The 16,309-nt window shown below is 68.1% G+C and carries 4 protein-coding genes; 2 read left to right on the top strand and 2 right to left on the bottom strand.

Annotated features, from left to right (window positions below; translation table 11 throughout):
* Nucleotides 1-398: 398 nt before the first annotated feature.
* Nucleotides 399-7,589 (top strand): autotransporter domain-containing protein, encoded by a 7,191-nt coding sequence (locus tag QOZ99_RS21450; RefSeq protein WP_306892035.1) that lies wholly within the window; start codon nt 399-401, stop codon nt 7,587-7,589.
* 203 nt (nt 7,590-7,792) lie between these two features.
* On the opposite strand, the gene QOZ99_RS21445 is transcribed toward QOZ99_RS21450, so the two are convergent.
* A complete protein-coding gene (locus QOZ99_RS21445; RefSeq protein WP_306892034.1) occupies nt 7,793-8,047 on the bottom strand; it encodes a hypothetical protein in 255 nt (84 codons plus the stop codon).
* A gap of 276 nt (nt 8,048-8,323) precedes the next feature.
* Between QOZ99_RS21445 and QOZ99_RS21440 the strand changes: the two genes are divergently transcribed.
* Entirely contained in the window at nt 8,324-9,283 is a 960-nt protein-coding gene (locus tag QOZ99_RS21440; protein ID WP_306892033.1) for a hypothetical protein, read from the top strand.
* 198 nt (nt 9,284-9,481) lie between these two features.
* Here QOZ99_RS21440 and QOZ99_RS21435 read toward each other — a convergent pair whose 3' ends face one another.
* Nucleotides 9,482-15,676 (bottom strand): autotransporter outer membrane beta-barrel domain-containing protein, encoded by a 6,195-nt coding sequence (locus QOZ99_RS21435; RefSeq protein ID WP_306892032.1) that lies wholly within the window; start codon nt 15,674-15,676, stop codon nt 9,482-9,484.
* Between the last annotated feature and the right edge of the window lie 633 nt (nt 15,677-16,309).

Here is a 16,309-nt window from a genome sequence, read left to right as displayed (position 1 = left end):
TGCTCCAGATTCAATGGGCTGGAGCATGTTCTGATCGCAAAAGTCATTCAACTTTTGCGGAACATGCTCTCGCGCCGTCCCGGCCTCGGTCGAGGGGATTCGTACCCGGCTGGACGAGAGAACCCGCGACGCATCCTCTATTTAGAGGACATGACCCTCTCCCGCCTCCTGTCCTAGTTTGCGTTGCGGCATCGGGACACCGATTGGCGAGGTGATTCTGGTTGGGCGAGCCAGAGGGGATGGGGCGGGTGATGGGGTGTGGCGGGCGAGTGCGGGCGCGTGAGCGTCGCGAAAACCATTGCGTCGACCGCATCGCTGTGGCGAGCGAGCGTGCGACAAGGCCATCCCCCTATGGACGTCCATCGCCCGTCCGCACCCGCGCCGCGGCGCTGGGGGGCGTGTCGCTTCTCGTCCTGTGCGTGCTCGCCGGAACCCTTGTCGTATCTCCGGCCCTGTTCCCGCTGCCGGCTTTCGCCGAGGGCGGCAATGGCGGCTCGACTTCATCAATTTCCGACGGCGGCGCTGGCGGTGCCGATTCGGCAACGGCAACCGGCGATGCCGGTGGAGAGGGTACTTTTGCGGTCACGGCCGGTGGAGGCGGTGGCGCCGGTGCAGCTGGTGGCGCCGGCGGCAAGAGCGGCGGCGCATCGGGCGCGGGCGGTGCCGGAGCCATCGCAGCCGGCGGCACGGGCAGTGACGGCGGCCAGGGCGAGACCATATCCGGCAGCGGCAGCGGTGGTGGCGGCGGCGGCGGCGGCGCGCATGGCCAAGTGCTCACGACGACGACAACCGATGCTGGTGCGATCGGTGGTAGTGGCGGCCGTGGCGGCAATGGATCACCGATTGATGGGCCCGGCGGCGGCGGCGGTGGCGGCGGCGCAGCCGGTTGGGGCGTCGTCGTCGACAGCACCGGCCTCACCTACACCCTGACCGGGACCGCCGAAGGCGGGACGGGCGGCGCGGGCGGCAATGGCAGCGGCGCCCAAGGCACTGGGGGCGGCGGTGGAACCGGTGGGACGGGCGTCTTTTTCACCGGCAGCGGTACGCTCGTCAATTCGGGGACCATCCTCGGCGGCGCGGGCGGGGCGGGGGGGACGTCCGCCAACTTAGCCGGGGTCGCGGGAGCCGGTGGAACCGGTGTCGTCGGCGCCGATCTGACGATCATCAATGCCGGCGCGATCTCCGGCGGGTTATCGGGCGATGGCGTGACGCGCGCCAATGCCATTTCCTTCACCGGCGGCAGCAACAGCCTGACGCTACAGGAAGGCTGGAGCCTCACCGGCAATCTGGCCGTCAACGCCCCCGGCAGCTCGCTCACCTTCAAGCTGGACGGCATTGACGCCGATGTGTCGAACGACGTCAACGGCCAGGGTGGTGTCGTCGTCGATGTCGGGCCGCAGATTCTCACCCTCTCGGGCGTCAATAGCTATTCCGGCGGCACGACCATAACCTCCGGCACTCTGAGCGTGGCCAGCAAGGCGGCGCTGGGCGACGGCGTCGACATCAGCTTCAATGCGTCGGCGAGCGGCGTCACCGGGCTTTCCGCTGCGGCGTCCGCCCTCTCATCCGCCATCTCCACCTATGCCAGCGCGCCGACCGCGGAGAACGCGGCGGCGCTCGCGGCGGCGCAGGCCAGCTACCGGCAGGCGATCGGCGCGGGACAGGCCAGCGGCGAACTGCCGACGCTGCAGATCACCGGGGCGGTGTCTCTCGACCCCGCGACCGATGGCCCGATCACGGTAGGGTTTGGGCGGGCCGCTGCGATCCGCCTGGAAGGCGCCGATGCCGGGCTGAGCCTGCATGGCTTCCAGAGCAGCCTGGCCGGCGCTGCCATCGTGGTCGATGGCGACATGCTTGATCTCGGCGTCGGCGAAGGCCAGACGCAGGGCTATGTGTTCAGCGACAATCACGCTGACCTGGGAGGCGTGCTCTACCATACAATTGGAACGGTGAGCATCGCCGGCGCGACCTTCAGCGACAATTCGGCGGTCTATTCCGGTGGCGCCATCTACAACTACAGCGCCTTGGCGCTGGCCGACAGCCTCTTCACGGGGAACTCCAGTGGCTCTGGCGGGGCCCTCGCCCAGAATGGCACTCTTCTCGTCGAACGCAGCAGCTTCACGGGCAATGACGCCCAGTCGTCGGGCGGAGCGATCGTCGCCTGGGGCGGGTCCACCGCGGTCATCGCCAGCAGCTTCTCCGGCAACAGCGCGGGAGATCGGGGCGGCGCGATCTCTGTTGAGGGGGCATCCAGCCCCGTCGTCGCGAGCCTCGTCGACAGCGATTTCACCGGCAACAGCGCGGGGTCGTCAGGCGGCGCGATCGCGATGATCGGCGGTACGCTGAACCTGACGGTCAGCGATGGCTCCAGCAGCCTGTTCTCCGGCAATATGGCCGGTGGTCAGGCGTCGGCGATCGATGTCGATACCGGGGTCAGGACCTACGACGGGCAGCAATACTATTATACGGCGTCCGCGCTCAATGTCGACACCGGTACAGGTGCGCTGCTCGACATGCGCGACCCGATGAGCGGCAACGCCGACACCCTCACCAACACCGTGGCGAAGACCGGGGCCGGGACCTGGGCGCTGGGCGGCGCGAATGTCTTCACCGTGTCCAGCACCGGCAGCACCGACGTCTCGGTCTCGGAAGGCCAACTCTACCTCTACGCCGCCGGCGAGGTCGACAACCCGACCACGCAGGACGAGGACGCCAAGGTCGGGGCCGGCACGCTGCAGTTCGATGGCGCCGGCTCCACCTTCACGGTCGGCGCCGATGGCACGCTGGTCGCCGGCGGCGCGAACAGCGTCACCACCGCCGGCAGCATGAGCTTCGAGGACGGCGCCACGCTGCGCGGCGGCAATGCCACCACCACCATGGGCGGCACCGATGCCACCTTCATGGAGGCCGGCGGCGCCACCTCGCTGAACCTTGCCGCCACCGGCGGCATCACGCTGGAGGGCACGCTCAACGTCGCGGCGCTGGGCGCCACGGACAGCTTCACCCTCTCCGGTGTCCTCGGCGGCGCGGACGGCGCGCTCGTCAAATCCGGCGCCGGCATGGTGACCCTGACCAGCGCCAGCACCTTCGCGGGCGGCACGACGATCTCCGCCGGCACGCTGGCGCTCTCGGGCAGCGGCGCCCTTGCCGCCGCCGGCGCGGTGACGCTCGACGGCGCGACGGGCGTGTTCGACATCTCCGCAGCCGACGGCGCCCGCATCATCGGCGACCTGTCCGGCGTCGCCGGCTCCTCCGTGGTGCTCGGCGACAATGATCTGACCGTCGGCGGCAGCGGCGACACCACCTTCGCCGGCAGCTTTGACGGCACCGGCGGGCTCACCAAGGCCGGCGCGGGCGCGCTGACCCTCTCGGGCCCGAGCGCGCAGAGCTGGCAGGTCGATGCCGGCACGCTCGCGGCCGCCGCCGGCAGCTTCACCGGCAATGTCGGCATCGACGGCGACGCGACCTTCCAACTGGTTGCCGCAACGGCGTCCACCTATGCCGGTACACTCGCGGGCACCGGCACCTTCGCCACTTCAGGCGCGGGCGTGCTCGCCTATACCGGCAACAGCGCGGCCTTCGCCGGCACAACCCGCGTCACCGCCGGGGAACTGGCAGTGAACGGCACGCTCGGCGGCGCGGTCGAGGTGAGCGCGGGCGCGGCGCTCGGCGGATCGGGAACGGTCAGTGGGGAGGTCACCGTCGCCAGCGGCGGCAGCCTGATGCCGGGCAATTCGCCCGGCACGCTCACCGTTGGCGCGCTGGTGCTGAACAATGCATCGAGCCTGGAATTCGAGCTCGGCCAGCCCGGCGTCGCGGGCGGCCCGAACAACGACCTCGTCGCCGTGACCGGCGGGCTGACGCTGGACGGCGTCGCCACGCTGGATCTCACCCCGCCGGGGCTCGGCACCTATACCTACACCCTGTTCACCTATGGCTCGCTGACCGCGGATAACGGCCTCATCCTGACCGGAGCGGTCGGCTATGACTTCGCGCTCGCCGTCGACGACGGACAGGTGGACCTCATCGTCAGCCAGAACGGGCTGCAATATTGGAACGGCTCGCAGGACCCGCCGAACGGCACGGTGCGTGGCGGCGACGGCGTCTGGAACAATGGCAGCGCCAACTGGACCGACGCAAGCGGGCTGAGCGCCAATCCCTGGGGTGGCCTCACCGCCGTGTTCGTGGGGGCGGCGGGCACCGTCGACGTCACCGAGGAAGTGGCGGTGGCGGGCCTGCAGTTCGGCACCACCGGCTATCGGCTGGAAGGCGAGGGCGCCCTCCGCCTGTCCGGCGCCGACAGCGAGGTTCGCGTGGGCGCCGATGTGTCGGCCGAGATCGCCACGCAGATCATCGGCAGCGGGGGTCTGCTGAAGACCGGCGCCGGCACGCTGGAACTGTCCGGCGTGAACAGTTACGAGGGCGGCACGACGCTGGCGATGGGCGTCCTGCAGATCAGCGACGACCGCAATCTCGGCGATGCCGATGGCGGGCTGACCTTCCTGGGCGGCACGCTGGCGACGACGGCAAGCCTCACCTCGAACCGCCAGGTCACGCTATCCGGCACGGGCACCTTCGACGTGGCGGACGGCACGATCGCGACGCTGGCCGGCGTGGTCGAGGGCCCGGGCGGGCTGATGAAGCAGGGCGACGGCACGCTGGCGCTGGCGGGCGCCAGCACCTATGCGGGCGTGACCGACATTGTGGCCGGCACGCTGCGGGCGGAGACCTCTTCCGGGCTGTCCTCGCTGTCGGCGCATCGCGTCAACCAGGGCGCGCGGCTCGAGATCGCCGACGGCGTCGGGGCGGAGATCGCCGCGCTGGAGGATGGCGCGCTCGGCGGCGGCGTGGTCCTGCTCGACGGGCCGGACAGCGCCCTGTCGGTCGGCGGCGACGACCGCGACACGCGGTTCTCCGGCAGTTTCGCCGGCGATGGCCTGCTGGAGAAGACTGGCAGCGGCACGCTCACCCTTACCGGCACCGATAGTCAGCTGGGCGCGCTATCGCTCTGCGCCTGCGGAGCCGGCGGCGGCATCACCATCGACGGCGGCAGTTTGGCGGTGAGCGGGACGACGGGTCATCCCTCCACGGTATCCATGGATGACAGCCGGCTGGCCGTGATCGGCGGCGGCTCGCTGACAGTGACTGGTTCGAACGCCCTCTTCGAGGTCGGCGGCGGCGTTGTCGAGGTGAGCGGCTCCGGCTCCCATATCACCGTCGAGGGCGCCGCTCAGATCGGCGTCGAGCAGAGCCGGGGCTTTCTCGTCAGCGACGGCGGGCGTTTCGAGGTGGACCAGACGGCGATCTTCACCGATCTCGGTGCGCCGACCTCCCTGCTGGTCACCGGGACCGGATCGGTGCTTGAGGTTCACGGCCTCATGGAAATCGGTTTCCTTCCCCTCGATCATACCGGCACGCTGACGGTCGCCGATGGGGGCACGGTCCGCGTGCGGGACACGCTGCACGTCAATGCCGGCAGCCGCCTCGTCATCGGCACCGGCGGAGCGGCCGGTGCCGTCGATGCCGGCATCATCGAGAATGACGGCGCGATCATCGGCAATTTCACCGATCTCGCGACGCTGGCCGCGCCGATCGCCGGCAGCGGCAAGGTGGTCATGAATGGGGCCGGCACGCTGGTGCTTTCCGGCGCCAACAGCTACCGCGGCGGCACCGAACTGGCCGGCGGCGTGGTGCAGGTGGCGGCGGACGCCAATCTCGGCGATGCCGCGAGCGGGCTCACCTTCGACGGAGGCACGCTGTCGACGACGGCCAGCTTCGCCTCGGCGCGCGCCGTGAACGTGGCCGCGTCCGGCGGGTTCGACGTGGCCGAAGGCACCACGCTGGCGCTTTCCGGCACCCTCGCCGGCAGCGGCGACCTTGCCAAGCTGGGTGGCGGCGGGCTGAACTATACCGGCAACGGTTCGGCCTTTACCGGCGTGACGACGGTCCAGGCCGGGCTTCTCCAGGTGAATGGCAGCCTCGGCGGGCCGGTTTCGGTGCTTGCCGGCGGCACGCTGGGTGGCAGCGGCACGATTGGCGGGCTCACCGTCGGCAGCGGCGGCACGGTCGCGCCGGGCACTTCGCCGGGCACCATCACCGTCAACGGCAACGTTTCCTTCGCGGCCGGCTCGACCTATGCGGCGGAGATGTGGGCCGATGGCACGCATGACCTCATCGCCGCGACCGGCACGGCGACGCTGTCGGGTGGCACGGTCTCCCTGCTGGCGCAGGCCGGCTATGAAAACCCGCTCGCCACCTACACCATCCTCAGCGCCCAGGCCGGCGTCGCCGGGCAGTTCGCGAGTGTCGTCTCGAACTACGCCTTCATCAGCCCATCGCTGAGCTATGACAGCGGCAATGTCTACCTGACGCTGGCGCGCAACGATGTCGACTTCGCCACGACTGCGCTGACGTCAAATCAGAGCGCCGTCGCCAATGCGGCGCAGTCGCTCGGTCTCGGCGACGCGGTCTTCAACAGCGTGCTGCAGCTCACCGCCGGCCAGGCGCCCGCGGCGTTCGACCAGCTCTCCGGCGAGGTGCATGCCTCCCTGCAGAGCGTGTTCATGGAGCAAAGCAGCCTCATTCGCGGTGCGCTGAACGACCGGCTGCGCGCTGCGCAGGGCGGTGTGGCGGCCGCCGCCGGCACGGTCGTCAGCGTGGTGGGGACGCCGGACGGCGCGCTCGCCTATGCCGCGCCCGCCACGGAAGGCACGCCCGGCACACCCGCCTTCGCGGCCCTTAAGGCCCCCATGCCTGCGCCGGCGGAAAAATTCGCGTTGTGGACCACGGGCTTCGGCAATTGGGGCTCGTTTGACGGCACCGCCAACGCTGCCGGCATCAACGATTCCACCGGCGGCTTCCTGATCGGCGCCGACACGCTGGTCTTTGACGGCTGGCGGATCGGCGTTGCCGGCGGCTACAGCTATACCGACTTCTCCATTGCCGGGCGCAATTCCTCCGGTAACAGCGACAACTGGCATGCCGCGCTCTACGCCGGCAGGAACTGGGACGCGCTCGCGCTGCGCAGCGGGCTCGCCTACACATGGCAGGACGTCTCGACCAACCGGACGGTCGGCTTCCCGGGCTTCACGGACAGCCTCTCGGCCGACTACAATGCCGGCACCTTCCAGGCCTTCGGCGAACTGGGCTACCGGATCGACGCGCCCTTTGCGTCGTTCGAGCCCTTCGCCAACCTCGCTTATGTCAGGCTGAACACCGACGGCTATGCCGAGCAGGGCGGGGCGGCGGCGTTGTATTCCGACGGCGCGGATTTCGACACCACCTTTGCCACGCTCGGTCTGCGGGCATCCAGCGAGCTGACGCTCGGCGCCTATGAGGCAACGCTGCGCGGGACCATCGGCTGGCGCCACGCGTTCGGCGACATCGCGCCGTCCGTCACGCAGGCCTTCGTCGGATCCGACGCCTTCACCATTACCGGCGTGCCAATCGCCGAAGACGCCGCCGTGCTGGAAGCCGGGCTCGATCTGCGCCTTAGCGCCAGCTGGACCCTCGGCATCGCCTATACCGGCCAGTTCGGCGACGGCGTGACCCAGAACGGATTCAACGCCGCGCTCACTGTGAAGTTCTGAGGCGGGGTAAGGCGAAGATCGGGGAGGCGGATGTGGGCGCCGTCGAGCGAGCGACATTTTCGGTCCCGGCGGCGGGTGTCATTCCGAGAAGGCGGAGATTGCACATTACCCTGTAGTCGAGGGCATTGCCGATCTGGCGAGATGGGGCACCGCCGGCCAGCTGACATAGCGCGAAACCATCGCCGAAGGGCTCGACCGGGCGCTCAAGGGTCGATCCGCCTGCTCAGGGGCGGCAATGTCGGCAAGCAGTGCATTCGCATCGGCACCACCTTGGCCCGATCGCGCATGGCCTTGAGGCCGGCGATCCGGTCCTTCAGCGCGGGGTCGTCCCGATCGGCGACGCCGGCCTCGATGGCGCCTTGGAGCCGCCTCAGGCGGGCTTCGGACCCGTCCGCACGCCTGTTCAGCAATGATCGCGGACGAAGCGGCTGACGCGCGGGCAGTTGAAGGGATTTCATGCGGAAATGGATGCGTTGCGGCTGCCGGATGTGCGCTCTTCCACCGCACCGCGCGCAGCGATGTGACGGCAGAATATGGGCAGCCGACCTGCCGAGTCGGTGCACGAGGAGTGCTACGCAACAGGAGATCGGCGCGACACGGAATTGACCAACGAAGCCTTCGCCTGGATCAGGATCGACCAGTTTCTGAAGGATGTGGCGTGGCTTACATGAAATCTATAATCTTTGGCAAAAATAAACTGTTTCAATAATCTCATCGTCTTACGGGGGCGTTCTATGGTCGGTCGTTGGGGTGTCTTTCCTCCTTTTTGGAGGTATCAGGTCTCATCGATGCGTCGATGTGGCCAATATTTGGCTCTTATTTCAGCTCTGGTGGTCACCTCTGCCGCTCTGGCCGATATGGGAGCTTCATTCTACCTCCAGTCGCCCTATCGCGCTATGCCTGTACTGGTGCTGGAGACGGACGAGCAGCTTGCAGCGGCGATCTCCGCGCTGACCACCTTTCCAGCCACGCTCAATCCACGCCTGTGGAACGCCGACGGAACGTTTCGCGAGGATGTGCGCGCGCGCACCCTTGCCTTGGTCCGATCGATGTTCGACCGCTTGGCGTTTCCCGTGGAGACGGTCCGCATCACCGACATCGACCTGCTCGGCAGCAATATTTCGAGGGAATGGGACGAGAAGGGGGACCTGGACGTCCACGTCTTCCTCGCGGCGCCGGCCTCCGTCGCGCCGGCGGATTTCGAGAGGCTGCTCAGCTTCTACAACCGGCTCACCAAACTCGAACAGCAGGGCCAGATCACCTTCAACGGCGTTGCCGTCGAAGTGCTGTTCCGCGGCTCCCGCCGCCCCAGCGAGGCCGACGAGGGTGGCGTTCCCCATTTCGCCCTGTGGTCGCAGGGTCCGGCCCGGGTCAATCGCTGGTTCTCCATGCCCAAGACGATCGAGGACCGTTTCGACCGCACGGACATGCAGGTGAAGACGAAGGAGGTCGTCGAGACATACAATGCGCTGATGCTCACCTATTTCGCCGACAAGCCGGCCTTCCGCTGCGCGAATTTTTCGGACCTGCTCGCGCAGCTTCGGACCTATCGCAGCGGCGAGATCGTCGCGGCTGGCCAGCGCTCGACGGGGAATCTGGTCTATCGCCTGCTTCACCGGCTCAATGTGGACGTGCAGGAGGAGACCGATGCCGCCTACCGCGAATGCACCAATATTCAGTGGTCGCTGAGATAGAAGGTACGCGCTCGCGGTGGCGTTCCACCGGACGCCGCCGACAAAGGTGTCGGCGCGTCATGCGTCGCTTGAAAGCCGCTGCATCCTGCAGCGCGGGACGGAAGACGGGCCAGACTATGCCTCCCCGTAGCGCCCCGAGGCGCCTTGGGGGGTGGGTTCGTGGCAAGGAAGCCGCGCCACGTGCCCGGCGCGAATGCGTCAGAAGCGAACCGAGAAGCGCAGGCTGGCCTCCTGGCCGAGATAGTCGCTGCCGATCTGGGCGCGATACTCGCCGCGCAGCTCATAGGTATCGTTGGACATGAATTGCAGGCCGGCTCCGATATCGAACAGCGTGTCGGGAAGCGGGGACCGGGTCGTGAAATCGATACCCTGCGCCAGCGCCGTGTCGAAGCTGGCCGTGACGCTGGTGTCATTCTCGAACAGGAAGGTCATGCCGGCCATGGCATAGGGCCGGAGCCATGAGCCGTCATCGAGGTCGATGCGCGCGCCGAATTCGAGCGCCGGGGTCAGCGCGAACGTCCAGTCCTGCAAGGTGCCGACGTTGAGATGGCTGCCGGCGGACAGTTCGACCTGATAGCCCGGCATGTGGGTATAGATGGCGTCGAGGTCGACATAAGGCCGCAGATAGAAATTCTCATTGGGCAGCGGCAGTTCGTAGGCGGCGCGCAGACGCAGCCCTGCGGTCCAGATGTTGGATGTGCTGGTGTCGCTGGGGCTGGCCGATTCGAAGTTGAAATAGCGCGTGGTGTCGAACACGCCGAAACTGGCCTCGGCCGAGGCCGCGAAGAGCCACGGCCCCACCTGGTGTTTGATGGAGACGGCGAGGTCGCCATTGTCGCCGTCGGTCCGGGTATAGCCGTCCCTGCTGTCGAGGCTTGTATTGGTGTAGGCGCCGGTGACGCCCATGAACCAGTTATCGGCGATTTCCCACTGCGCCCCCAGCCGCATGGTGACGCCGGTCTGGGTGAAGCCGTCGGCGACGGCGGTGTCCGAGGCGTGGATGCGCGAGCCGGTCACGCGGGCCCAGGCGCACTCGCTCTCGGTGATCATCACGCTGTTGTCGACGAAGATCGGGCAACTCAGCGCGGCATTCATGGCGCCGCGCGCGGCGAGCGTCTGCGTGGTCGCGGGGGCCAGCTGTTCCTCGCTGGACAGGCTGTCCACGGCCTGCCGGTAGTTTCCTGCCGAGGTCACGTTGGCCAGCTGGGCGAAAACCGGCGCCTCGCCGGGCGAGCTGGCGTTCCACGCCGTCTGATAGGTGGCGGCGAGGTTGCGCTCGTTCGTGTTCCAGTTCGCCGTATCGGGGGTGAGGAAATTGGCGGATGGCGTCAGGATGACCGCGTTGCGCTGGATGCCGGAGGTCCAGGAGATGGGCGCCCCACCATAATTGGTGACGCTCGGGGCGCCGCTGCCGCTCTTCATGAGCCATTCGATGACCCGGTAGCTCCCCGGCAGCAGGCCGTCGACAGCATGGGGCCGGATGTTCAGCCCATCGAAGCTCAGGTTGTAGACCGAGAGGAGATCGGCGCTGGTCACGCCCCTGGCGGTGCTGCGGACATCGGCCAGCATCTGGCCCCCCAGCAGCGCGCGGCTGCTCAGCGAGAGGTTGGAGACGCGACCGCTTCCGCCGATGTCGAGCGTCCCGCGATTGGTGAACAGGCCGTTCAGGCCCAGATCCAGCGTGCCCGCGCCACCGCGGCTGCGATAGGTGCCGATCGCCTCGTTGACGAACCCGTTCGAGGCCGCGTTCGAGAGGAGAATGTCGCCCTCGATCAGCCCGGCATTGGTGATCGTGGTCGTGCCGAGCCGCGAAATGACCGCGACGCCCGATTTCGCTCCCAGCGCCGAATTCCATGGCACGGTGATGCTGTTGCTGCCGGCGCCGTCGATCCGGATGCCCGCGCCGGTGCCGGAGCCGCCCCAGATCGTCCCCTCGTTGCGGATCGAGACGGTGCCGCTCCAACCGGGCACGCGGGGATCGATCGAACCGTCCGTCTTCTGGCGTCCATCCTGGACGAAGATGCCATAGGCATCCCGGCCGGTCGCGTTGATCGTGCCCTGGGTATCGATGCTCACCCGGCCGGCATGCCCGACGCCGAGCAGAGCAGAGGCGGCCCCGTAAACGGCGGCGGGATCATAGACATAGGGGCTGCCGTTTGCGGTGAAGGGAGCATAGATATAATCGACCACGACGGGTTGGCCGGCCGTGTCGGTTACGGGAGCCACGTCGGCGCCGTTCACGTCGAAGGCGGCACCGCCCCCTCCGGCGAGGCTCTGAATATAGAGCCCGTGCGCCCGCGCGCCGCTTGTGGAAATGGACATTGGTCCATTCGGCCACTGTGCCATGGCGACGGAAATGTCGCCGCCGTTTCCGTAGGAAGCCGTACGGAGACCGGCATCCCGCCAATCGATCCCGGCGACGCTCTCGGCAAGCGACGAGCGGCGGATGGTGCCTGTGCCGACGCCGCCATAGCCGCCCCCACCGCCGATCGACTGCAGCAGCACGCCATGGGCACCGTCGCCCTTCGTGACGATCGACGCGCCCTTGCCGAAAGCGAGGCTCACCGAACCTCCATCGCCGGTGGCCGTCGTGTCGTTTATGGCCAGTGGCACGCCTCCGAAGCTCAGCTCGAAATGAACCGGCTCGGACAAGCCGCTCGCGTCCGCGCCAAGACCGCCGCCGCCGCCAATGCTCTGCCCGACGATGCCGATCGCCCCCACCCCCGTCGTGCGGATCGAACCCATATGCTCGACGCTGACATTCGCGCCGGATCCGCCGAAAGCATCCGTCCGATTGGCGCCGATGCCGCCGAACTGGGTCTTGACCGAGGCGGACGGGACTTCGGAGGCCGCCGCCGCGGCGAGTGATGCGCGCAGGTCGAGGTCGGCATTGCCCGTGCGCTCCCCCGCAAGGGCGAGCAGATCCTCGAGATCGCTCAGCGCCTGTGCCTCGGTTTCACTCGTCGCGAGGGCTTCGGCACCCAGCACGCTCTGGCGGTTCACGATATACATGCCGCCGCCGCCGCCGATGCTCTGCGCAACAATGCCGTGCGCGTCCCGACCGGAGGTGGCGATCGCTCCGGTATTGGACACGGCGACGTCGCCGCCATTCGCCATCGCGGTGCTGGTCGAGCCGAGGGTCATGGTTACATTCATGGTCCCGGTCATGGCGGCGTTGGAGACCGCCGTCAGAATGCCGCCACCGCCGCCAATGCTCTGAGCCACCATGCCGAACGAGGCATGGCCCGATGTGCGCAGCATGCCGGTATTGTTCACCGTGACGCGGCCGCCATTGCCATCGGCACCCGCTGATCGACTGCCCAGCGTTCCCTTGACATCGAGCATGTCCGGCCCAAACGTCACGCTGCCGCCCGCGGTGCCGCCGCCGCCGCCGATCGACTGGGCCAGCATGGCTGTGGCCGCGGCACCGCTCGTTTCGATGCCGCCATCGTTGCGCGCGGCAACCGGGCCGCCGTTTCCGCCATCGCCGCCGGTGCCGCCGACCTGCAGGTCAAGCGTCAGGGGCAAAGGGAGGGGGGATTTGAGCCGCCGGCTGCCGATCGCGCTCTTGAGCGCATTCTTGGCCTGGCTGGCGAAGTCGCCGATAATATATTCCATGGCTGCCGCGCGAGATGACTCGCGTATCGCATCCAGGAAAATCTCATCGATATCCTTCGCGCTGACGGTCGCGTCGTCGTCATTGTCACGGGCGGCGGCAAAAGTCGACGGCGCCTTTACCGGCGAGGGCCTGGCGGTGGCGTCCGCCGCCGAGTTGAGCGCCGACTTGATCGACTTGACCGCGAAGGCCGCGTCGCTGACCCGCTGCTGGAAGAGGCTGTCGGAATCGAGGAAGGAGACCTTCTTGCCGAAGAGCTTGGTGGCGATGTCATTTCCCTTGATCAACGCGTCGGCCATCTTGAGCAGGAAGCTGCCGCTCGGATTTGCGGCGGCACTCTTCTCGGCCTTCTTCGGCGTCGCGCTGCCATAGGCCCCGCCATTTCCGCCGCCGCCGCCGATGCTCTGGGCGTGAAGTCCGACCGAACCGTTTCCGCTCGTGGAGATGACGGCGCCCGCCGCGTTCGTCGCCGTGACAGCGCCGCCGTCGCCGCCCTTGCCGCCGCTGCCGCCGACGCCGATTCGGGCGGAGAGCGACGTCTTGCCGCCCGAGACATAGCCGCCGCCGTTTCCGCCCCCGCCGCCGACGCTTTGTGCCAGCATGCCTGTCGAGGAGGCGCGCCGCGTGGTGATGCCGCCAAGGTTGTCGGCCGTCACCTCGCCGCCGTTTCCGCCGGCGCCGCCGCTGCCGCCCACGCTAAGGTTGATGCCCAGCGAGGCGCCCGTCGGAACCGCGTCGGAAAGCGTCGAGAGGATCTCGCCCTGCTTGATGCCGGTGGACGAGGTGGCCTTGCCGGACCCGCCATTGCCGCCGCCGCCGCCGATGCTGACCGCCTGGACACCGGGCGCGAATTCGCCGGAGGTTTCGATCCTGCCGCCATGGCTGACGTGGACGGCTCCGCCGTCGCCGCCGCCGCCGCCCGAGCCGCCGACCCCGATGGTGACGCCGAAATTCGCCGTGACCCCGAGCATTTCCGCGAGCGCGCTGGCCGTCGCGCCGTTGCCGCCGCCGCCGCCGATGCTGCTGGCGAGAAGGCCGACGGAGTTGTCGCCGGAGGTGGTCACGTCGGCGAGATTGATCAGGTTGACTCCGCCGCCGGCGCCGCCATTGCCGCCGGCGCCGCCAATGGCGAATGTCACGCCGCCCGCCACCACACCGGGCAGCCCGACGGCCGCCGTGTAGGACGACGCGTCACCGCCGCGTCCGCCGCCGCCGCCGATGCTGCTGGCCTCGATTCCGTGGGAATTGCTGCCGGCGGTCAGGATATCGGACGTGTTGATCACGCTGACCAGATCGCCTTTGCCCCCATCGCCGCCACTGCCGCCGATGCCGATATTGATCGCGATGGGCAGGCCGGGCGCCTTCGCGGCGGCAATTCCGCCGACCCCGCCGCCCCCGCCAATGCTCTGCGCGACGATGCCGCTGGCATTGTCGCCGGTCGTCTCGATTGTTCCACGGCGATCATAGGAGGGAAGAATCTCGACGACCCCGCCATTGCCGCCGGCCCCGCCGGTGCCGGCAGCGGCGGAACCTTGCCCGAACTGACCCTGCGTGACGGCCCCGAGCAGCACGGAGAAGGCCGTCGCGGAATCGCCGCCCGCGCCGCCGCCGCCGCCCACGCTCTGCGCCAGAATGCCATGCGCGCTGTCTCCCGACGTGGAGATCGTGCCCGCATTCCTGACCTGGACGTTGCCCCCGTTGCCGCCGGAGCCACCGTGGCCGGCCTCGCCGTCGAGCGATAGGCCGATCAGCGAACCGCCGGCGCCGCCACCGGTATACGAGCCGGGCCTTATATCCTCTGTCTGCAACGCTCCAAGCGCCGAGCCGCCGCCGAGGCTTTGGGCGGCAATGCCAACGGAGCCCTTGCCGGCCGTCCTTACCTCGCCCGTATTGACGACGTCCACCTTGCCGCCATTTCCCGCATTGCCGCCATTTCCGGCGGAGCCGACATGAACGCCCGTGGAATCGTTGCCGACACCGCCGACACCCCCCATCGACGCCGCGGTGACGCCGAACGAATAGTCCTGCCGGGTGTCGATCGAGCCGGCCTGACCGACGATGACGCGGCCGCCATTGCCGCCATTCGCGCCGGACCCGCCCGTGGCGTCGCCGATCTGGATGCCGAGCGGGACGTAGACCTGATCGCCGCCGTGACCGCCCACCGACTGAAGCAGCAATCCGGCCGAGCCGCTGCCATTCGTCGCGATGAGGCCGGAATTGGTGAGCCGGACCTCGCCGCCATCGCCGCCGCGGGTGAGAACCTCGTCACGCTTGCCGCCGCCGTCGAGCCCCGATCCTCCGATGGATTCGAGCACCACCGCGTGGGCGCCCTTGCCATGGGTGGTGACGGACGCCTCCGCCCGGATGGTGACGTCCACCTTATTGCCGTCGGCGCCGGCATGATCGGTGGCATCGGCCGGCCTCGCGAAGGCGAAGGGGACATAGAACTGGCCGTCATACTGCTGGTTGCGACCCGATTGCCCGCCCTTGGAGCGCGCCCAGACACCAAAGAAATTGTCCCCGCCGGTGCTGATATCCGCACCAAGGTCGAGCGTGACCGTTCCGGCTCGGCCTCCCTTGCCAATCCCGGGGGTTCCGACCCGCCCGTCGCCGCCGATCGAATAGAGGTAAACGAGCGCGGCGTTCTGCGACTGGCTGCCCTCGCCCTTGAACGTGCCGAGAAGGGCCAGCCAGACATTGCCGGCATTGCCGCCCGCCTTGCCCGCCGATGTGAAACTCGACGCGTAGATCCCGCTGCTGGTGAGGGGAGCGCCCAAGGCTCCGTTGCCGCCTCGCGAACCTATTTCCACCGCCGTGGTGGACGCCGGCGACAGCATCCGGAACGCCAGCCCTCGCGTCGATGACCCGGCAGATGCGCCCGCCGTGGAATCGACCGGCTGGCCGGCAAGGATGGAAAATTCCCTGCCGTCCGCGCCGCTGACGACCTCGCGAAGGACCTGATCCGCGGCGTGGGCTGCCCGCCAGGGCGGCAAACAGGCGGACAGCGCGATGACGCTGCCGCAGAGGAGCAAGCTGGTGCGGGTGAGTTTACGAGAGCCACTCATCACCAGCCATTCCCCCATCGTCGCCATTGGCAGACACATGACGCCCTGCACGTGTCTTCTTCGGTGACGTCTCACGATGTTGTTGCATTCGCAAGACTGATGATCGTCGGGCGCGTGACTCTCTGGAGCAATGCAATCAAAGTGCCACAGGGGCAGCCTTCCGCGTGTCCGCAGGTCTGCGGCCCGTTGGCCGCGATGAACGGCCGATCCTTGCGGAGGCAGGTTCCGCCCGGCGGTTCGGGTGGATTACACTAGGCTCAGGACTCATTGATTACCGAGCCAGAAGATGACGGTAGCGGCGATGCAGATGGCTGAGAAGAAGGTGTGGGCGCAACGATCATAGCG

This window comes from Ancylobacter amanitiformis (assembly GCF_030814815.1).
GTDB classification, from domain to species: Bacteria; Pseudomonadota; Alphaproteobacteria; order Rhizobiales; family Xanthobacteraceae; genus Ancylobacter; species Ancylobacter amanitiformis.
The sequence above is the reverse complement of the archived record's forward strand: the minus strand, read 5'-3'. Positions and strand labels throughout refer to the sequence as shown.